Below are 19,868 nucleotides of genomic sequence, written 5' to 3' on the forward strand. Positions count from 1 at the left end.
AGGTAGCAGAGGAAATAGCGAAGAAACCATGAAGATTATTGAATGCCCGAGGGATGCTATGCAAGGCTGGGAAAGCTTTATTCCCACGCAAAGCAAGGTTGACTACATCAATCAATTACTGAAGGTAGGCTTTGATACGATAGATTTTGGGAGTTTTGTTTCTCCCAAAGCTATTCCGCAAATGAGGGATACTGCAGAAGTGCTTTCACAACTTGACCTTTCCGAATCCTCGACCAAGTTATTGGCCATCGTTGCCAACCTGAGAGGTGCCGAGGAGGCTTGCCTGCATAAGGAAATTAGCTACCTGGGCTTTCCTCTTTCCCTCTCGGAAACCTTCCAACAGAAAAACACAAACAAGAGCATCACTGAGGCGCTGGCTATTGTTCAGGGGATTCAAAGCCTTTGTGTCAAACACAACAAAGTGTTGGTGGTCTACCTGTCTATGGGCTTTGGCAATCCTTATGGTGACCCTTACGAACCAGCTCTCGTAACTGAGTTTGTGAACAGACTCGATGCGATGAAAATTAAGATTATTTCCTTGTCAGACACTGTAGGTGTTTCTGCACCCGCCAATATTATAGCCTTATTTGAAGAGGTCATTCCAGCTTTTCCTCATATTGAGTTTGGCGCTCATTTACATTCAACAAAGGAATCGGCGTGGGAGAAGATAGAAGCTGTGTATCAGGCTGGGTGCAGAAGAATGGATGGAGCCATCAACGGTTATGGTGGTTGTCCCATGGCGGAGAACGATCTGGTGGGGAATATGGCTACGGAGCAAATTACTGCCTTTTGTAGTGATCGCTCTATCCAAACAGGGTTAAAGGATGATCAGTTTTTGAAATGCTTAAAATTGGCTTCGGTGGTTTTTGCCAACCGATAGTTTTACTGGCAGAATTTTAACCAGGCATCCTTCCCGCCCTTTGATCCAAGCTTTTCTGCCTCCAAAAAGTCCCGACAGGCAAGCTGAGGGTACTCAGTTTCAAGCAGGGCCATTCCCCTGAGGTAGAAGCCAGTGCCTCTGTCTTTGCTGGAGTATTTGAGAAATGAGTTGAAGTCAAGAACAGCAATATCGAAGTTTTTGAGCTGATAGTGACAATAGCCCCGGCCCATAAAGCAGTCAGAATAGTCGGGGTTGATTTCAAGGGCATGGGAGAAGTGCCTTAGGCCACTTTCATAGTCTTGTTTGCCAAATGTGCTGACCTCACCCAGGTAGTAGTAGGCGCTGTCCCAGTTTGGTTGTTTCATCAAAGCGTTGTAAAAAGCGCTGTCAGCCTCATCAAACTTAGATGAATTTTTAAGTGCAATGCCTTTTTTCAGGTAGAAGAAAGCACTGTCTGCAGCCGTTTCGGAATAGCGGAGCCCCTTGCTGATGTGTGGCAAAGAACCATTAAAGAACTTCAGTTTTTCGGAGGACAGAACGGTCGCCATCCTGGCGGTTTCCAGGTTTCGTACACCAACACTTCTGTAAGCAAAGTCAAGTTGTTTTAATGCAGCGAACCACTTCTTCTCTGCATAAAGCTCTTTTGCTTCGTTATAGTAATAAATGGACGCATACACCTGCATGGAAAGCGGAATGCAGATCACCAGCCCAATCAAAAGCACCATGAATAAGCTCACCATGATTTTTGTGCGCCGGGAGAAGACCACAGGTTCCGGCGGCTTCCGTGCCCGTGCCTTGTTCCTTTTAAAATAAGGGTCACGATCTCTTGGGGAACTGGATGAGGGTGGTGGTTTTGGTGGGCTGAATTGCTCGTATGTAAACGTAGCTCCAGTGCTTGTGAGTACCTGGTAAGCCTCCACTACTTGCTTAAACCTCTCCTCGGCATCTGGGTTCCCCGGGTTTTTGTCAGGGTGGTATTTGAGTGCCAATCTCCGGTAAGCAGCCTTTATTTGCACTTGCGTGGCACCGTACTGAACACCTAAAACCTGATAATGGTCTGCCATTTTTACCCTGATTACCTGATAAGTTTAAATTGCTTTCCAGGGAGGGACTTCACAAAACCCTCAAACTCCAAATTTAGTAATTCGGAGGCTAATTGATGAATCGGTATTTGCGTGTTCCAGCTCAAAGTGTCCAAATGGATGCCATTGGGCTGTTTCTCCAGCGAATCCCATATTTTGGACGCCATTTCGCTCAGGGCTGGTGGCTTGGTGGCGGTCTTCTTTTTTGTGGACGAAGTAAGGTCCCAATTGAGCAGGGAAGCAAGACTTTCCGCTGATGTATAAATATGGGCTTTCTGTTGTTCTATAAGTTTATTGCATCCCTCTGAAAAACTATTGCCAAGGTTGCCGGGAATAGCGAGTACTTCCCTGTCGTAGGAATTGGCAATTTCCGCTGTGATGAGTGCACCCCCCCGGCTGGCAGCTTCTACTACTATCACGGCCTCGGCCAGGCCGGCAATGATCCTGTTTCGTGCCGGAAAGAAGGAAGCTTCAGGCTTGGTGCCAGGCGCATATTCTGTCACCAATCCCCCTTTTTCGAGCATTTTGAGTGCTGTGTGTTTATGAACCGAGGGATAAATGACGTCGGTGCCAGAGGCCATTACGCCAAACGTGGGAAGGCCATTGTCAAGCGCTGCCCTGTGAGCTTCTATGTCGATGCCGTAGGCGAGGCCACTTACGATAAGTGGATTGTATGGAATAAGCGACTGAATAATTTCACGGGTAACTTCCCTGCCATAATCGGTGGCGCTTCTTGTGCCAACAATAGCCACTGCCTTCGCCGTGTCCAACGTTCCATCCCCTTTTTTGAAAATTATCAGAGGAGCATCGTAGATGTGTTTTAGTCGTTCAGGATAGGCTTCATCCGTAAAGAATATGGCTTCGGTATCTTGCTTTCCGCAGCGCTCCAGCACTTTCTCGGCCTCCTTTAAAAAGTCAGCCTGAATCAGTGCTTCAGCGGTTTTTTCTCCAATACCGTTGATCTTCTTAAGTTTCCCTTTCGGTGTTTTAAAAATAGAAGAGGCTGATCCCAGATGACTGATGAGCATGCGTGCCATGCGGGGCCCAACTCCCGGAACCAATTGGAGGGCTAACTGATATAACTTTTCTTCTGTCAATCTTTCTGTTCTAACTCGCCTCTTAATTTAACGAGGAAAGACCTGACATTCTTCAATCCATCAATCATTTCCAGAGTATCCTTTGCTTTTTTGGCATTTGTCTTTAAAAAATCACGTGCTCCCTGCAGGGTATAGCCTTTTTCTTTTACCAGGTGGTAGATAAGTTTTACGTTTTCCAGGTCTTCTTTGGTAAACTGTCTGTTTCCCTTTCGGTTTTTCTTGGGTTTGATGATGTCAAATTCTGTCTCCCAAAACCGAATAAGGGAAGTGGCTACATCCATCATGTCAGCTACCTCGCCGATGGTGTAGTATTTTTTCTCGATCTCTTTTTCTTTGTATGGCACGTTAATTATTGATTTTAAAAGTGATCAAACCATCATCTAAAATTTCCAATGCTGTATCAGGAAAGTCCTGTAAGGTTAGCTCTTTTATTTTACGAAGCACTTTCTGATTATCGTCGACAAGCGGCCCTCCAGACCCTAGCTGGTGAGTGGAGTAAATTTGGCCCTGAAGGAAATCACCTTGTCCATTTACCCATAGTTTTACGATGGGAGCGATACCATTAGGACCCTTAAGATTAAACCGGCGATAGGTACAAAAATTGCCCATACTGTAGGCTATAAATTTCCCCTCGTAAAGATCCACCGCCCTGGTTACATGGGGGCCGTGACCAAAGACGATGTCGGCACCGGCGTCAATAACCAACCGGGCAAATTCATATACATTACCTCTGTCCTCGCCCACAAATGATTCTCTTTTCCTGGTAACGTGCTGAAATTCTGGCCCCTCACCACCTGCATGAAACGAAACAATTACTATCTGACACATGGAGTCGAGGTGTTGAATGATCTCCCTGGCCCGGGCGTAGTCGTGAATACTGATGGTGCCTGTGTTTGGGGCAAAAGCCGCAAAGCCTATTTTGGTTTTTTTAGCTTCGAAGATCGTGTAGGGTGTAGACTGAGTGCCCGCCACAGCAATCCCCAGCCCAGTAAGTACTTCGATGGAGCTTTTTCGCCCCTCCGGGCCAAAATCACCAGCGTGGTTATTGGCCAGGCTCATTACATCGAAGCCAGCTTCTTTCAAATGAACTGCATAGTGTTCCGGCGTTTTGAAAAGATAGCAGAGCTTTGGGTTGTTACATTCTTTGGGGGTGCCTTCTTCGTCAATAAGCACTCCTTCGTAGTTGCCAAAAGTAATATCTGCGTCCTTTAAGATGTCGGCTACATCGCTCAGCAGCATACTGCCATTTGATGGTGGTAAGTATTCCTTCGAAGGGTATTCTGTCCCCAGCATAATGTCGCCAACGCCAATGACGGTCAATGTGTCGGGTACTACCTCAAACACCTCCAGGGCGACCTCTTCTCCTAATTTAATGAGCGTATCGCCTTCCATTGTAATATACACCGGAGCAGGCGGAGGGAGAGCAACAGTGTCTTTCACCACGGGGCTAGGGGTATTGCCGACAGTAGATGCCACCCTGCTGGTTTTGCAGGAAAAGGCAGCTAACGACAATAGTAGTATGAACCCTGATTGCTTGAACATGGTTTGGATGGTGTGGCACAAAAATAGAGTATCAAGGTGGAAGTGGCTTTTCAATTTACATGAAATTTATCCACAATTTATTGACACAAAAAAGGCAGCCTTCCAGGAAAGCTGCCTTCATGTTCAGATTCAACTCTTTTTATCCAAGTGATTGGTTTTCAACAGAAGCAAGTCTGAGTATTTCTTCATATTCTTCAGGCGTAACTCCCTGGAAGAAGTAGTGAACAGGGTCGGTGGCCTTGCCATTAATATGCACTTCATAATGCACGTGAGGAGCAGTAGACTTTCCGGTGCTTCCAACAAAACCGATCGTCTCACCTCTTTTGACCTTCTGACCTACTTTCACGTTTTGTAAGTCCATGTGGCCGTATAAGGTTTCGTAGCCAAAGCCATGGTCTATAACCACATACTTGCCGTATCCGCCAAAGTCATATCGCACAGATTTTACTACACCGTCTCCGGTGGCATAAATGGGTGTGCCTCTCTCCGCAGAAAAGTCAACACCTGCGTGCATTTTAGACGTTTTCAGGATGGGATCAATTCTTATTCCATAACCTGAAGCAAGGCGCTTTAACTCTTTGTTGGATATTGGCTGAATAGCAGGCGTGGCAGCCCAAAGTTCTTCTTTATTCTTAGCCAGCTTCATGATTTCATCAAACGACTTGGTTTGAATATACATCTGCTTCTTCAGCTTGTCGAGTTTTTTAAACGACTCTACAATCAATTCTTCTCGCTGAAGGTCAGACTCTATCATGTCCTTGTAACGGTTTGCCCCTCCAACTCCCGCTTCTCTTATCGACGACGGGATAGGCTCTGCTTCAAAAATAACACGGTAAATCTGATCGTCCCTATTTTGAAGTGAGGCGAGCATCTCCTGAGTGTCATTCATGTCCTTCTTGAGAAGCTCATAGTACATATTAAGCTCTTCATTCTCTTTCTTGAGAAGGGCTTCTTTGGGGGAGTCAAAATAGGTGTTGTAGCCCAAAAGAATGCCTATAGCCAAAATGAGGGAGACAGTAAAGAAGCCTAGAAGATTAAGGAAAATATCCCAGGAGCTGACCTTCACACGCTCATATTTGCATGTTTCGGTGTCGTAGTAATATTTTATCCTAGCCATAGGTTGACAGTTAGTCTTTTATTGTAACTTTGCTTCTATATAAGCGAATCTCATCGCTTTTACGGAAAATTCTGAATTCCGTTATAATTCAGGCGCAATATAAGAATTTTTAAACATATTCTGGATATTTCCCAACCTCCGGTAAGTTTGAAAGCAGCATAAACCCCTTTAGTTATTGATAAGTAAACTGTACAATTCTAAGATGCTACAGTTTATCAGACCGTTTTATTCAAATGACAGCAGCAGAGATAAGACAGAAGTTCCTTCAATTTTTTGAAAGCAAAGGCCATAAAATAGTGCCTTCCGCCCCCATGGTAGTTCAAAACGACCCTACATTGATGTTTACCAATGCGGGTATGAATCAGTTCAAAGACTACTTTCTTGGCAATAAGGAAGCGCAGGTAAAGCGAATAGCTGACACACAGAAATGTCTGAGAGTGTCAGGAAAACACAACGATCTTGAGGAAGTGGGGTTGGATACCTACCACCACACCATGTTCGAAATGCTTGGCAACTGGTCTTTTGGGGATTATTTCAAAAAAGATGCGATTAACTGGGCATGGGAGCTGCTCACGGAAGTGTATAAGCTGCCCAAGGACAGGTTGTATGCGACGGTGTTTGGTGGAGATGAATCAGAAAACTTAGAGAAAGACAATGAGGCATTTGACCTATGGAATGCTCATTTGCCTGCCGATAGGGTGCTGGATGGCTCGAAGAAAGACAATTTCTGGGAAATGGGTGATACAGGCCCTTGCGGCCCTTGTTCTGAATTACACATCGACTTAAGAGATGCCGCTGAAATAGCGAAGGTGCCTGGCAGAGAGATGGTTAACATGGGGCATCCTCAGGTGGTAGAAATCTGGAACCTTGTATTTATTCAGTTCAACAGGGTATCGGACGGAAGCCTTAAGTCGCTGCCAGCCAAGCATGTGGACACGGGCATGGGCTTCGAAAGGCTTGTGATGGCTTTGCAGGGCAAAAAGTCGAACTACGATACCGACGTCTTCCAGCCTATGATCGCTGTGCTGTCCGAAAAGGCAGGGGTGGCGTATGGCGACGATGAAAAGACGGATATTGCCATGAGGGTGATTTCCGATCACATCAGGGCTATTTCGTTCGCTATTGCTGACGGGCAGCTGCCTTCTAATGTAAAGGCTGGCTATGTGATAAGAAGAATTTTGAGACGTGCGGTGCGCTACGGATACACCTTCCTGAAGTTTAATGAGCCGTTTCTCCATACTTTGGTGCCGGTGCTTTCCGATCAGTTTGCTGGTGTGTTTCCGGAGCTGGTGGGTCAAAAGGACTTTATTGCCAAAGTAATTTTCGAGGAAGAAACATCTTTCCTGCGCACACTTGACAAGGGGCTCAAGCGGATCGAGGTGATTAAGCAGTCGCTGAAGGGGAATGAAATCAGCGGTGCTGTTGCTTTCGAGCTTTACGACACTTACGGATTTCCGCTTGACTTAACGGCATTGATCGCCAGAGAGAATGGATTGACGGTGGATGAAGCTGGTTTCCAAACGGAAATGCAGCAGCAGAAAGACCGTTCGAAGAAGTCGTCAAAAGTGTCGACTGGCGATTGGGTAGAGGTGAAGCAGGACGAAGAGCTTGGCTTTATTGGCTACGACAACCTGGAATCTACCGCCCAGGTAGTAAAATACAGAGAGATAGAAGACAAAGGAAATAAGTTGTTTCAACTTGTGCTTGACAACACACCGTTTTATGCCGAAAGTGGCGGACAGGTGGGTGACAAAGGACTGCTTACTTCTGGCGATCAGAAAATAAAGGTGCTGGACACGAAAAAGGAGAATGACCTGATCATTCACTTTGTATCCGAGCTACCCAAAGACCCATCATTGCCATTACAGGCAAAAGTCGATGGTTATAAGAGAACACTAACGGAGAATAACCACAGTGCAACTCACTTGCTGCATGCAGCACTCAGGCAGGTGCTTGGCACTCATGTGCAGCAGAAAGGATCTTTGGTTTCTCCCGACGTTCTTCGGTTCGACTTCTCTCATTTTGCAAAAATGACTGATGAAGAGATCAGAAAGGTGGAGGCCATTACCAACAGAAAAATAAGAGAAAACATAGCGCTGAATGAGCGCCGCAATGTGCCCATTGCCGAGGCTAAACAGTTAGGAGCCATGGCGCTGTTCGGAGAAAAGTACGGTGAGTTTGTGCGTGTCATTACTTTTGATCCACACTATTCGGTAGAATTGTGTGGAGGCACTCACGTGCGTGCCACTGGCCAGATCGGTTTTCTCAAAATCGTTTCTGAAAGCAGTGTGGCTGCTGGTGTGCGACGCATCGAGGCAGTGACGGCCGATAAGGCGGAGTCTCTCCTGATGGAGCAGGACATGCTGGTGAATGAGATGAAGGAATTGCTGAAGAATCCGAAAGACCTGGCCAAGGCTGTGGCGCAGCTACTGGAAGAGAAACAAAACCTCACAAAGGAGCTTGAAGGATATCGCTTAAAAGCGTCGCAGGGCGTGAAGCAGGACTTGCTTACGGACGTGAAGACAATTGATGGCATCAGCTTGCTGGTGGCGGAGGTGACTTTGCCTGATGCCGACAGTTTGAAAAAATTGGCTTATGAGCTCAGAAATGAGTTGAGCTCGCTGGCCATGGTGCTGGCAGCGAATATTGACGGCAAGCCTCAGGTAGCTGTGATGTTCGACGATTCGCTTGTGGAAAAATTTGGATTAAATGCCGGGCTCATCGTGCGTGACCTGGCCAGAGAAATACAAGGTGGTGGAGGCGGACAACCGTTTTTCGCTACTGCAGGAGGAAAAGACATTAACGGATTGCCCAAAGTGGTGGAAAAAGCAAATGATTTACTGGCAAAAGCGCTTAATTTGAGCTCGCTTGCTTAACCGAAGTGCATCTAATGAGTGATTTGAAGGACAAGAATAGCTTTGAGGCCGTTATTGGACTGGAAGTGCATGTGCAACTGCAGACTAAAAGCAAGGTGTTTTCACCGGATGCCAATAAGTTTGGTTCAGAACCCAATCAGCATATTCACGTGATTAGCCTGGGTCACCCTGGCAGCATGCCTAAGCTGAATAAAAAGGCACTGGAATACGCTATTGAAATGGGGCTCGCCTGCCACAGTGAAATTGGGCGATACAATTTCTTTGACAGAAAGAACTACTTCTACCCCGACCTTCCGAAGGGCTATCAGGTGACGCAGGACAAAACCCCGATCTGCAAAGGCGGCTATGTTGAAATTGGTTTTGATACCAACACGCCGAAAAAGATCATGCTTCATAAGATCCACATGGAGGAAGATGCGGGCAAATTGATGCACGTGGATGGCAAAGATATTTCGGCCGTGGACTACAACCGGGCTGGTGTGCCTTTGATTGAAATAGTGACTGATCCCATGATTACCTCATCGCAGGATGCCGGTGCCTTCCTTACTGAGATCAGGAAGATGGTGCGTTTCCTGGGTATTTCGGATGGTCATATGGAAGAAGGCTCACTGCGTTGCGATGCCAACGTGTCGATTCGTAAAAAGGGAGTGACCACGCTGGGCAACAAAGTAGAAGTGAAAAACCTCAACAGTATCAGGTACGTGCAGAAGGCGATTGAGGTAGAAATAGAAAGGCAGACCAACCTTACCTTACAAGGGAAAAAGATCATTTCAGAGACCAGGCTGTTTGATCCCGAAAAGAACCAGACTTACGGCATGCGGATGAAGGAGGAGCTGAACGACTACAGGTATTTCCCTGAGCCCGATCTGGCGCCCTTTGTTGTGGATGACACTATGCTGGAAGACATCCGCAAAAAGATGGCCAAGCTTCCCCGTCAGTACTACGACGACTTCACGCAAAAGTATGGCCTGCCAAGCTACGATGCCCTGGTGATCACCGAAAAGAGAGACTTTGCGCACCTGTTCGAAGAGGCCATTGCTTATACCACTTGCTATAAACAGGTAAGCAATTGGCTCATGGGGCCCATTAAGAGTTATCTGAAGGAAAATGGCACATCCCTGCGCAAGCTTTCGCTCACAGGTGCTATGCTGGCCGATCTGGTTAATCTGGTGGAAAAGGGAACGGTGAGCTACACTGTGGCCTGCCAGAATATCTTTCCAGAGGTGATAAAAACGGGCAAGGCACCTCACGACATTGCGCATGACATGAACCTGGTGCAGGAGTCGGACAGCGATGTGCTGATGCCTGTGATAAATGAAGTACTCGCCCAAAATGCCGATAAAGTGGCCATGTACAAAAGCGGTAAAAAGGGACTGCTAGGCATGTTTATGGGTGAGGTGATGAAAAAAACCAATGGAAAGGCTGATCCGAAACTAACTAACCAACTTTTGGTTGAATCATTGGCTTAGAAGTCTTGTTAGAGAAAAAAACAGAAAGATGATAAAGTATCTTGTCGTAGTATTAGCAGGAGTTTTACTTATTACCTCGTGTTCTGAGGGCACAAGTCAGGATGGGTTGAAGATTGCTGGAAAAGTAAAATTCCCACAAGAAACAGGCATCATTCAGCTAGAAATGCTGGGTCTCGAGGGAATTGACCCTATCGATACGCTCACATTGGCAGCCGACAGCACATTTGAGACCTACGTTCAAATCACTGAACCTTCCTTCCTCCGCATCAACTTCTATGGCAAGCAGGTAGTTCCTTTGGTGCTGGACAAAAGCGATGTTTATATAGAGGTGGAAGCTTATTCCCCTCAAGCTCCATTCACTGTGACTGGCTCAAAGGACACGGAATACTTCGAAGCCGCCGGCAAGCTCAATGCCAAGTTTCAGTCCGACGTGCAGATGATCAACAATGACTATAGCCAGGCCATGATGTCGGGTGATATTGAGACGGCTAATAAAATACGGGAGCAGTATATTGACATCGAAGCCAGCTTTAGTAAAAACATGAAAAAGCTAATCTGGTCGATGGATAACTCGGTGTCGGCCATATTTGCCTTGAATTACATGGACGCCGAGGCGCAGTTTCCTTTTTTCGATAGCCTGGCCACCAGGTTTCAGAATGGGCTGCCTGATTCCCGTTTTACCAAAGAGCTGGTGACCAGGGTGGACAATATGAGGGCGTTGGCCGTGGGGGCAATGGCTCCGGAAATTAACCTGCCAAATCCAGATGGCGAATCAATTGCGTTGTCATCGCTAAGAGGAAAATACGTGCTGGTGGACTTCTGGGCTGCCTGGTGCAAGCCCTGCCGTCAGGAAAATCCGAATGTGCTGGCTTCTTATAACAGGTACAAGGACAAGGGGTTTGAAATATTGGGTGTTTCTCTTGATCGAACCAGGGATGCCTGGCTCCAGGCAATAGAAGACGACGGCCTTACATGGAAGCATGTGTCGGATTTGAAATACTTTAATTCGGAAGCGGCCGCTACCTACCAAATCAATGCTATTCCTGCTACCTATTTGATTGGCCCTGATGGGAAGATCGTTGCCAAGAACCTTAGAGGAGAGTCATTGGAGAGGAAGCTTGAGGAGATTTTTGGATAGGGTTTTCGCTGATGGCGAAGTTCATGCTTTGCTTTCAAGGAACTCAAGCCGTCGGTTCATGATGGCCATTTCTTCCATTCTTAATTTTCTGTCTTCGTTCAAAGCATTCATGAACCGCTCGTTTTGAGCATCCAACTCTTGCTGCCTTTGCTTGCGTTCGTGCTCCAATTCGGACTTCCTGTTCTTTTCTTCCTTTTCCATCCTTAAAAGGACTTTATCCATCCGTTCCCCCTGGTCATCGAGTTTTCGTAAGATCCCATTGACTACCTTGTTATTTTCAACAGCGTAGTCTTTCAAAGCGTCAATATCAGCAGTAAGCTTATCAATGGCTTTCAAGGTATTGCTCAACTGCTCTTCTATTTGATTGACTCGCATGTTTAGTCTTTCGTTATCCATTCAGTATAAAAGTAAGTTTTTTTCTCATTTGTTTCAAAGAGACGTTTAGTGACATGCAAAGGCTTTTTTTGTCTGGCCGAGAATTCAAGACCGCCTCTTTTCTAACTCCCGAATCACATCACTGGCAATCCACTTGCTGGTCTTGTCATCTGTGGCCTGGAGTTTCCTTGCCAGTTCAATCACCTCGACAGTTAGATGAGGCCTTTTCTTCCCCACCTGCCTCATTGCCCAGCTTATTGCTTTCTTTATGAAATTCCGGGGGTCATCAGCTACCTCAATCGCTTTGTGAAGCATCAAGCGCAGCTCGTCGTCGGTTACGTTATTCTTTTGGTGCATGGTGGCTTCGGCTATTAGCACAATGCCTGCCCTTCGGGTGAACTCATGTTCGGAGGGGATCCATTCGGCTACTTTACTTTTCCAGAAGCGGGTATACACAAACAGGTTGCCGCAGCACTGGTCGCACACATCCCAGGAATACATGTCTGCCACCCATGCATCCATTTGTTCCGTAGTCATTTGTTTCGGGTCGCCGATCATACTGGCGAGCACTTTTGCTTCATGGATGTCGGTTTGCCAAAGCTGCATAGCAAGGCTGTGGTTCTTTTTGATGCTTTTGGCTATTTTGCGGAGCTCAGGTGTTTTGATGCCCAGCGCTTTTTCGGATGGGATGCCAAACCGCTCAACACCTTTCTTTATCCCGTCATTTGCCAGATATTTCAAACCACTAATAACACTTTCTACCGTCTCCATAAATTGATGTTACTGTTTCTGGTTAAACTTACTACTTTGGCAAAATAACCGTTATCAAACCAATGACTCGACCTACAAACTTAAATTTAGCACTGCTTTTTACCTTTTTAACAACGGCTGCACTCGCTCAACCCGACAGGTGGCAGCAGCGTGTAGAGTACACCATGGATATTGACATGGATGTATCTGCCCATCAGTTCAAGGGCAAGCAAAAGCTCGTCTATTACAACAACTCTCCTGACACGCTCACGAAAGTGTTTTATCACCTTTACTTCAATGCTTTTCAGCCGGGAAGTTCGATGGACGTTCGCTCCCGCACAATCGCCGACCCGGACAGGCGGGTAATGGATAGAATTTACCATTTGAAAGATGATCAGATCGGCTATCAGAAGATCAACGGCCTGAAGCAAGATGGAAAAGTGCTTTCGTATGCTGTAGAAGGCACCGTGCTGGAAGTGAACCTTGCCAAGCCCATTCTTCCAAAAAGCAAGGTGACTTTTGATATGGAGTTTGACGGGCAGGTGCCTTTGCAGATCCGCAGAAGTGGCTGGAATAACAGGGAAGGCGTGGAATACTCGATGGCTCAATGGTACCCTAAGATGGCCGAATATGACTACGAGGGCTGGCATGCCGATCCGTACGTAGGGAGAGAGTTCTATGCACCATGGGGCGATTTTAATGTGAACATCACGATTGATTCCGCCTACATGATTGGTGGCTCTGGCTACCTGCAGAACCCTGAGCAAATAGGTAAGGGCTATGCAAAACCTGGCACTGCGATCAAAAGACCGAAGGGTAACAAGTTGACCTGGCAGTTCAAAGCACAGAACGTGCACGACTTTATGTGGGCTGCCGACCCTGACTATCTGCACGATGTGGCTCAGGTGCCTGGTGGGCCAGCCTTGCATTTCTTTTATCAGGGCGATACGCTCGTTGAAAACTGGAAAGAATTACAAGGCATTGCTGCAAAGGCATTCGACTTTCTTAACAAGAACTTTGGCAAATACCCCTACGACAAATTTGCGGTGGTGCAGGGAGGTGACGGCGGCATGGAGTACCCAATGTCGACCTTGATCACAGGGCATCGATCAGTTCGCAGTTTGGTAGGCGTGACTGTACACGAGGCGCTGCACAGCTGGTACCAGGGCGTACTAGGCACCAACGAGTCGCTGTACCCCTGGATGGATGAAGGCTTTACCGACTACGCCACGCAAATCACCATGCACTACCTTTTCGATGGGCCAAACGGTGGCAATTACATCAATCCGCTGGAGGGCTCGTATCGTTCTTACTTCTCACTGGCAGAAAGTGGCCTGGAGGAGCCTATGTCGACACATTCCGACCATTACAATACCAACAGGGCTTATGGTTCTGCGGCTTACTCGAAGGGGGCTGTTTCGCAGCACCAGCTGAGCTATGTGATTGGTCATGAAACGTTTATGCGGGGCCTGCGGAGGTATTTTGATACCTGGAAGATGAAGCACCCCAATATGAATGACTATGTTCGGATTCAGGAAAAAAACTCCGGCCTGGAGCTGGATTGGTATTATGAGTACTTCGTGAATTCCACCAAGACGATTGACTATGGCATTAAGTCGGTGGAAGAGCAGGGAGAGCAAACAAATGTTACCCTGGAGCGGATTGAAAAAATGCCTATGCCGATTGAGCTGTATGTGGAATATGCCGATGGCAGCAAGGAGCTGTTTTATATTCCGTTGGATTTAATGAGGGGAGTGAAGGAACATGATGACCCGAGTATCCCACGTACGATTCTTACCGACTGGCCCTGGACGCATCCGTACTATACCTTCAGTATTCCAAAGAAGCCGAAGGACATCAGGTACATGGAGATAGATCCAACGCAGCGCATGGCCGACACTGACCGGACGAATCAGAGCTACCCCTGGCGCTCGGCTGTGGAGGCAGAAGGGGAGAAGGTTAATAAGTAGGACAATCGAGTGGCCGGTAATCAGTGTTCTATAGAAGGCGTTGCTGAAATTCCCGAATTTTCAAACTGATTAAATACCTGTGGCAATCTGCTTAGTAGGAACAACGCTTACTAAACAGATTGCCACTTTTACCAGGTATTGAGTCCGCCTAAGGGGCTACGGCGAATATGTAAAAAGCTGAGCCACCTTTTTCACCGGAAATTTCGTATATTAAAGAAGGAAGATTTCGCCATTCGTTCCTTTCTGTATCAAATAGCCCCTTTTCTTTACAGCGCAGCTTTGTCCTGCTTGCAGCGCAGCAAACATCTGACTGAAGCGCAGTAAAAATCAATTTGCTGCGCAGCAAATGCTCCGCACATAGCTATGTTGCACCTCCAGGATAGCCTTAATGAAGCTCCAATATAGCCACATCTAACCCTCAATGTAGCCACATTTACTTTCCAATGAAGCCTTTATGTGTTCTGGGGCTGCTTATGGCCAGCAAGTGATACAGGAAGGGTCTTCAATGGGCTGTTTAACTTGCATGAAATTCTATTATTTTCCAGGCATTTGGGTAGTATATTGAAGCCATCAAATAAAACGCTATGCTAAAAATACCATACTACGTGACTACTAAGGGCGAAGCAGGAAAAGCTGGTGGCGGGCAGTACAGGTTCTACCCGGCGTTGCTGCCCAGGCGCAAAGCCACTGAGGAAGATGTGATGACCCATATGGAAAGAGAGTACAATGTCCGTCGATCAACGGTGAAGCAGGTGATCATCGCCCTACAGGGAACGATTGTGGATATGCTGGAGACGCACAACCACATTGACCTCGGGGAGTTGGGTTTTGTGCGGCTGGAGATCAAATGCAGCGGGGAAGACGACCCGACCAAGGTCACCCGCCACCACATCAAAAAGCCCACACTGCATATTCGGTTAAGCGGCACTATGAAGCAAGCACTTAAATACTTTAGATTCGAAAAGGCCACCGCCTCTGAGCTGAAAAATGCCGGGGTGGCCAATGCCAAGAAGAAGTGAGGGAGCTTGGCTATTTCAAAACCAGCACAAGAGGGCCGTGCATCAGGTCTTTACCAGAAGGCTGGTGCTGACCACCGCCTGAAGACCAGGGGTTATGCACTGGCCCCTACACGGCTCCATGGGTCGAATGGTTTCGTCGTCATGTACTCCTGCCATTGGATGATCAACACTTTTTGGATAGTCCCACGCTCAATAATGGGCATAAACCCATAGTCGTATGAAAAGTAATAAGTGCCCGATTGGGTAGGGTAAATGGTGGTGAAAAGTTTGAAATCGAATTTCAGCTGGTCAAGAATGTCTTTTCTCACGGTGGCCTTGCCGGTTGGGCACAACGTATAAAGAATTTTTCTATTCCGGCGGATAAGCTTATTGGCTACCTGAATGTTTTTCTCCAGGGCTCCTTTATGACGGTTGTGGTAGGCATTTCGGCACTGGGCATCGCAAAATCGTTTGTCCCACCTGCCTACCAGTGCTTCTCCACAGTGCTGACAGTTATTACTTAACATAATAAGTGTTTTTATAAATACTTATAAACGTATATAAATGCTTATAAACATACTTAAGGTAGAAATATTCTCTCTATTTAGGTCTATGAAAACTGAACAAACTATCGTTTACAATCCTGCAGCCCAAGGCAGCACGCCACCTGCCCGGCTGGCCGATCCGGTGGTAAAGGAATACCAGGAGGCGTTAGCCCTGTTCAGACAAAAGCTGGTCATACGCCGGTACAGTGCATCGACGCTGAGCACGTATTTTTATATGTTTCGGGAGTTTTTAAAAGCCATGTACCCGATGCCGATCAGGCAGCTAAGGAAGGAAGACATACTTGCCTATCAGGCAATGCTGGTAAAAGAAAGAAATGTATCCTCTTCGTATCAGAACCAAAGCATCAATGCGATCAAGTTTTACTTTGAAAAAGTGATGGGCATGCCCACCGGGTATTATGACCTTGAGCGCCCCCTGAAAGAGCAGAAGCTACCGACTGTATTCAGCAAAAAAGAAGTGGCAGCTATTTTGAGTAATTGCCACAATATCAAGCATGAAGCAATCCTGACTCTTATTTACTCGGCTGGACTGAGAATTTCTGAAGCGATAGATATAGAAATCAAAGACGTTGATTCGGATAATATGAGGATCTGGATAAGGGGAGCCAAAGGCAAGAAGGACAGGCTCAGCGTGCTGTCGCCTAAAATGCTGGACTTGCTACGCAACTACTACCGGAAAGAAAGGCCAAAGCAATACCTTTTTGAAGGGCCTGCTCATGCGAAATACTCAGTGACCAGCATCAGGAATGTGTTTCACCGGGCCAAAAAGAAGGCGGGCGTAACAGCGCCCGGAACAGTGCACACACTGAGGCATTCATTTGCCACTCACCTGCTGGAAAATGGCACCAACCTCAGGTATATTCAGCAGCTACTTGGGCACGGCAGCAGCAAAACTACCGAGATTTACACCCACGTGTGCAACACCAACCTGACGAACATCAGTAGCCCGCTTGATTCGTTATAAAAATGGGATTAACTTAAATACGAAATAAAGACAATTGTGCTTGCACAGTTGTTAGCGGTCATTGCGCAGAGAGCTTACAACAAAAACAAAACATTAGTTAAAAAAATATGGAAAATTTAAAAAAGAAAGAGTTTCAAAATTCGCTTGACCTGACAAGTGACGAACTTGAAAGATATATTCCTGAATTACTTAAAGGGCTTTGGGAACTTGGCAGTTCTCCCGAATATATTATTGAACTCATTGCCAGAAATGACTTGGGGAAAAACAAGAGTATTATTGACCTTGGTTGTGGTAAAGGAGCTGTTTTAGTAAAACTAGCTCAACGTTTTGACATAAAGGCTATTGGCGTTGACATAGTTGCAGACTTCATTGAAGAAGCTAACATTTATGCAAAGGAATTTGCAGTTTCTGATATGGTAGAATTCAAAACAGAAAATATTTTAGAAACACTAAATACAACTACTAAACAAGACATTGTCATTTACGGGTATGACTCTGATCTTTTAGGAGATTTGGATAGTACATTAAAACAACTGAAGAATTGCGTCAAGGAAGATGGTTACATTTTACTTGAGTTTATGTTTGCAGAAAAATCGACCGAAGGGATGATAAACAACAAAGAAATGACAAACATTATAGAGCAAACAGGCTATCGTATATTGGACAGAATTGATTGGAACAAAGAAACCTTAAAACAGACTAATAGACAAAATACAGGCGTTATTCAAGAAAATGTGAAACGATTAATCTCTCTATATCCTGACAAGGAAGAAATTTTCAATGAATACTTGCAAAATCAGATTGACGAATGTGAAGAATTAGAAAATGACTATTTCTGCACGACACTTTTACTTAGACAATTAAACGACTAAAAAACAGAAAGAAGTATATATGTACAACTTTTCGTATTTTAAAGAGAAAGACAAACAAGCAATTTTGGACTTCATTGAAGAATATCCATTTGCATTTATGACAGGTAGTTTTGATTCGGGCAGACAAGTCGCAACCCAAATTCCTATCGTATTGGAAGAGCGAAATGGTGAGTTGTATTTACAAGGACACATTATGCGAAATACAGACCACCACAAAGCATTTATTGAAAATCCAAATTGCTTACTTGTATTTACAGGACCAAGTTGTTATGTAAGTGCATCTTGGTACAGTAATCCACAAATTGGCTCAACTTGGAATTATATGAGTGTACATATACAAGGTGAAGCAAAATTTATGACAAATGACGAATTGGTAAATTTCATGAAAAAACTAACCTTGAAATTTGAAAAAGGGAATACGCAATCTCAAACATTCTACGACAATCTGCCCGACCATTTTTTAAGTAAAATGATGCCTGCCATTGTTGGCCTTGAAATTAAAGCAGACAAACTTGAAAATGTATTTAAGTTGAGCCAAAACAGAGACGAAAAAAGTTATGACAACATCATATCAAAACTTAAAGAAATTGGCGGTTATAGTGATATGATAGCCAAGGAAATGACAAAAAGAAAAGCTGCACTTTTTCCAGAAGGTGTTGAATGGGACGGTTCAAAATTTGACTCGTAATAAACAACGAACCGCTAACAATGTATATAAAAAATAGGCGAAATAGTAATAAAATCAAGGGTTTTGGCTCTTATCAAACTGAGTGCTTAACTGAAAGTTTAGTGCTTCGAAATCGCCTACTTTTCATATACTAACCGTTAGAGTTCATATGCGAGACGGGACCACTTTCATACTTTTGATGCTGACGTTGTCTTGCCAGGCACCCAAGGCCGACGTCAGGGACGAACTTAATGGAATGTGGGTATACAACCCGGAATTTCTGGTGGGTGACACAGTCTCTTCAACGATCGAGGAAAACTTCGAGCCTCAGGCTGTAGTGGTGGACGAGTATCTTATTGCCACGGACTCAGGATACTATGAGCACCACTATGAAAACTCAAGACTTACCAATATTTCGAAGCGATCTGAACTGTGGATACAAGAGTTGATTTTCCAGACTGATTCTGCGGGAACAGTACTTTACTACGATCTTGACACGGCAGTTGACTACAAAGAACATCCCCGGATTTTTGCCTCAAACCTCTCATTTCAGATAGTGGCCACAGACGATGGCTTAATGTTAATTGCCAAGGACTTAAATTATCTGGACACTGCCAGCATTGTTGAGTTCAGCGGAGACAGGCTAGTTTTGCTTGACAAGCATGGCCACAAGGAAGCTATGACAAGATTGAAGGAACTCTAATTCAGGCGATTATGAGGCTATTAGCAATTATAGTGTGTTCATTAATATCAATTGGCTTGACTCAGGCTAGCGGACAAAATTTCAAAGTGCTGAAGTCAGATAACTGCTTTATCAATAATCAAAAACTAAAAAAAGGCGTTCAAATCAATGGTGGCCTTGTACAAATAAACGAGTCTGGCTATCTAAAGGTCCGACATTTTCAGAATTACGAGTATCAGTTTAGAGGACCTTGTCTGGTGAACCTAGACTCTCTTGATAATATACTTATCGACAGGACGCAAATGCTGATGAACACCTTTGGACATGACAGGGCTTATATATCTCGCTGCAAAGAACAGTCCTCTTTTAGTCTTGACAATCCACCAAGGATTGAAGCTACGGACACTACTCGGATTGATATTACCTGGGAATTCGAAGCAGAGAAATTCTTTATTCACTTAAGGAATGTTTATGATGAATATTTACTTGTTGAGGAATGTCAAGACAAAACCTACCAAATTGATTTTTCAAACTTTGTCAATCTCCCTGACCAAACACTGATATTTTTTGTCACCACCTCAGACGTTTGCCAACGTTCCAATTACGGCGGTGCAATAATCAAGGGATCACGAAAAATGGATTAGAACCAAGCAGTGTTTAAAGAACTCTAACACAACAGTAAAGTGAATGTGGGCTTCACTGGATGTCATAGGGAAGTTTGCTTGGATTGCCCGCCACAATTTATAATTTTAATATCGCCGTGGCTAAGTGCCAGTGGAAGCGGAGCTGCATCAAACTCCCACACTCACTTTACTGAGGCGTT

At 45.4% G+C, this 19,868-nt stretch carries 19 protein-coding genes; 11 read left to right on the plus strand and 8 right to left on the minus strand.

Translation table 11 applies throughout. From position 1 onward, the window contains the following. Window positions 1-28 precede the first annotated feature (28 nt). Window positions 29-880: a hydroxymethylglutaryl-CoA lyase gene (locus RIF36_RS24890; RefSeq protein ID WP_350072377.1), complete on the plus strand. Its 852-nt coding sequence runs from the start codon at window positions 29-31 to the stop codon at window positions 878-880. Window positions 881-882: 2 nt separating this feature from the next. Here the strand turns inward: RIF36_RS24890 and RIF36_RS24895 are convergent, their stop codons facing one another. From RIF36_RS24895 to RIF36_RS24915, 5 genes are all read right to left on the minus strand, one after another. Next, window positions 883-1,944 (minus strand): DnaJ domain-containing protein, encoded by a 1,062-nt coding sequence (locus RIF36_RS24895; protein WP_350125539.1) that lies wholly within the window; start codon window positions 1,942-1,944, stop codon window positions 883-885. Between the two features lie 11 nt (window positions 1,945-1,955). Continuing rightward, window positions 1,956-3,059 carry a DNA-processing protein DprA gene (dprA, locus tag RIF36_RS24900; RefSeq protein WP_350072379.1) on the minus strand — a complete coding sequence of 368 codons (1,104 nt, stop codon included), beginning with the start codon at window positions 3,057-3,059 and terminating at the stop codon, window positions 1,956-1,958. Then, on the minus strand, window positions 3,056-3,403 hold the full coding sequence (locus RIF36_RS24905) for a MerR family transcriptional regulator (protein WP_152000468.1): 348 nt from the start codon (window positions 3,401-3,403) through the stop codon (window positions 3,056-3,058). Before RIF36_RS24905 ends, dprA begins: the two co-directional genes overlap by 4 nt. A gap of 1 nt (window position 3,404) precedes the next feature. Next, entirely contained in the window at window positions 3,405-4,601 is a 1,197-nt protein-coding gene (locus RIF36_RS24910) for a CapA family protein (protein ID WP_350125542.1), read from the minus strand. Between the two features lie 139 nt (window positions 4,602-4,740). Further along, a complete protein-coding gene (locus tag RIF36_RS24915; protein ID WP_152000470.1) occupies window positions 4,741-5,718 on the minus strand; it encodes a M23 family metallopeptidase in 978 nt (325 codons plus the stop codon). A gap of 233 nt (window positions 5,719-5,951) precedes the next feature. Between RIF36_RS24915 and alaS the strand changes: the two genes are divergently transcribed. Genes alaS through RIF36_RS24930 form a run of 3 tightly spaced genes read left to right on the plus strand, consistent with a single transcriptional unit; the run spans window position 5,952 to window position 11,201 of the window. Continuing rightward, complete coding sequence (gene alaS / locus RIF36_RS24920; RefSeq protein WP_350125545.1) at window positions 5,952-8,594, plus strand: alanine--tRNA ligase; 2,643 nt, start codon at window positions 5,952-5,954, stop codon at window positions 8,592-8,594. 14 nt (window positions 8,595-8,608) lie between these two features. Beyond that, on the plus strand, window positions 8,609-10,063 hold the full coding sequence (gene gatB / locus RIF36_RS24925; RefSeq protein ID WP_350072383.1) for an Asp-tRNA(Asn)/Glu-tRNA(Gln) amidotransferase subunit GatB: 1,455 nt from the start codon (window positions 8,609-8,611) through the stop codon (window positions 10,061-10,063). 28 nt (window positions 10,064-10,091) lie between these two features. Further along, entirely contained in the window at window positions 10,092-11,201 is a 1,110-nt protein-coding gene (locus tag RIF36_RS24930; RefSeq protein WP_350125548.1) for a peroxiredoxin family protein, read from the plus strand. Between the two features lie 21 nt (window positions 11,202-11,222). On the opposite strand, the gene RIF36_RS24935 is transcribed toward RIF36_RS24930, so the two are convergent. Further along, window positions 11,223-11,597, minus strand: a complete 375-nt coding sequence (locus RIF36_RS24935) for a hypothetical protein (RefSeq protein ID WP_152000474.1) — start codon at window positions 11,595-11,597, stop codon at window positions 11,223-11,225. Window positions 11,598-11,681: 84 nt separating this feature from the next. Next, window positions 11,682-12,347 (minus strand): DNA alkylation repair protein, encoded by a 666-nt coding sequence (locus RIF36_RS24940; protein ID WP_350125551.1) that lies wholly within the window; start codon window positions 12,345-12,347, stop codon window positions 11,682-11,684. Window positions 12,348-12,409: 62 nt separating this feature from the next. Between RIF36_RS24940 and RIF36_RS24945 the strand changes: the two genes are divergently transcribed. Beyond that, a complete protein-coding gene (locus RIF36_RS24945) occupies window positions 12,410-14,296 on the plus strand; it encodes a M1 family metallopeptidase (protein WP_350125554.1) in 1,887 nt (628 codons plus the stop codon). A gap of 584 nt (window positions 14,297-14,880) precedes the next feature. Next, window positions 14,881-15,315: an HU family DNA-binding protein gene (locus RIF36_RS24950; RefSeq protein WP_350090378.1), complete on the plus strand. Its 435-nt coding sequence runs from the start codon at window positions 14,881-14,883 to the stop codon at window positions 15,313-15,315. Window positions 15,316-15,407: 92 nt separating this feature from the next. On the opposite strand, the gene RIF36_RS24955 is transcribed toward RIF36_RS24950, so the two are convergent. Further along, window positions 15,408-15,821 carry a hypothetical protein gene (locus RIF36_RS24955; RefSeq protein WP_350072389.1) on the minus strand — a complete coding sequence of 138 codons (414 nt, stop codon included), beginning with the start codon at window positions 15,819-15,821 and terminating at the stop codon, window positions 15,408-15,410. An 85-nt stretch (window positions 15,822-15,906) separates the two neighbouring features. On the opposite strand from RIF36_RS24955, the gene RIF36_RS24960 reads away from it, so the two are divergent. From RIF36_RS24960 to RIF36_RS24980, 5 genes are all read left to right on the plus strand, one after another. Beyond that, complete coding sequence (locus RIF36_RS24960) at window positions 15,907-16,824, plus strand: tyrosine-type recombinase/integrase (protein WP_350125557.1); 918 nt, start codon at window positions 15,907-15,909, stop codon at window positions 16,822-16,824. 107 nt (window positions 16,825-16,931) lie between these two features. After that, window positions 16,932-17,696: a class I SAM-dependent methyltransferase gene (locus RIF36_RS24965; RefSeq protein WP_350125560.1), complete on the plus strand. Its 765-nt coding sequence runs from the start codon at window positions 16,932-16,934 to the stop codon at window positions 17,694-17,696. A gap of 19 nt (window positions 17,697-17,715) precedes the next feature. Next, entirely contained in the window at window positions 17,716-18,384 is a 669-nt protein-coding gene (locus tag RIF36_RS24970; RefSeq protein ID WP_350125563.1) for an FMN-binding negative transcriptional regulator, read from the plus strand. A gap of 148 nt (window positions 18,385-18,532) precedes the next feature. Beyond that, on the plus strand, window positions 18,533-19,066 hold the full coding sequence (locus RIF36_RS24975) for a hypothetical protein (protein ID WP_350125566.1): 534 nt from the start codon (window positions 18,533-18,535) through the stop codon (window positions 19,064-19,066). 11 nt (window positions 19,067-19,077) lie between these two features. After that, on the plus strand, window positions 19,078-19,689 hold the full coding sequence (locus RIF36_RS24980; RefSeq protein WP_350125569.1) for a hypothetical protein: 612 nt from the start codon (window positions 19,078-19,080) through the stop codon (window positions 19,687-19,689). The last annotated feature ends 179 nt before the right edge of the window (window positions 19,690-19,868 follow it).

Origin of the sequence: Imperialibacter sp. (assembly GCF_040222815.1) — a bacterium.
Taxonomy (GTDB): Bacteria; Bacteroidota; Bacteroidia; order Cytophagales; family Cyclobacteriaceae; genus Imperialibacter.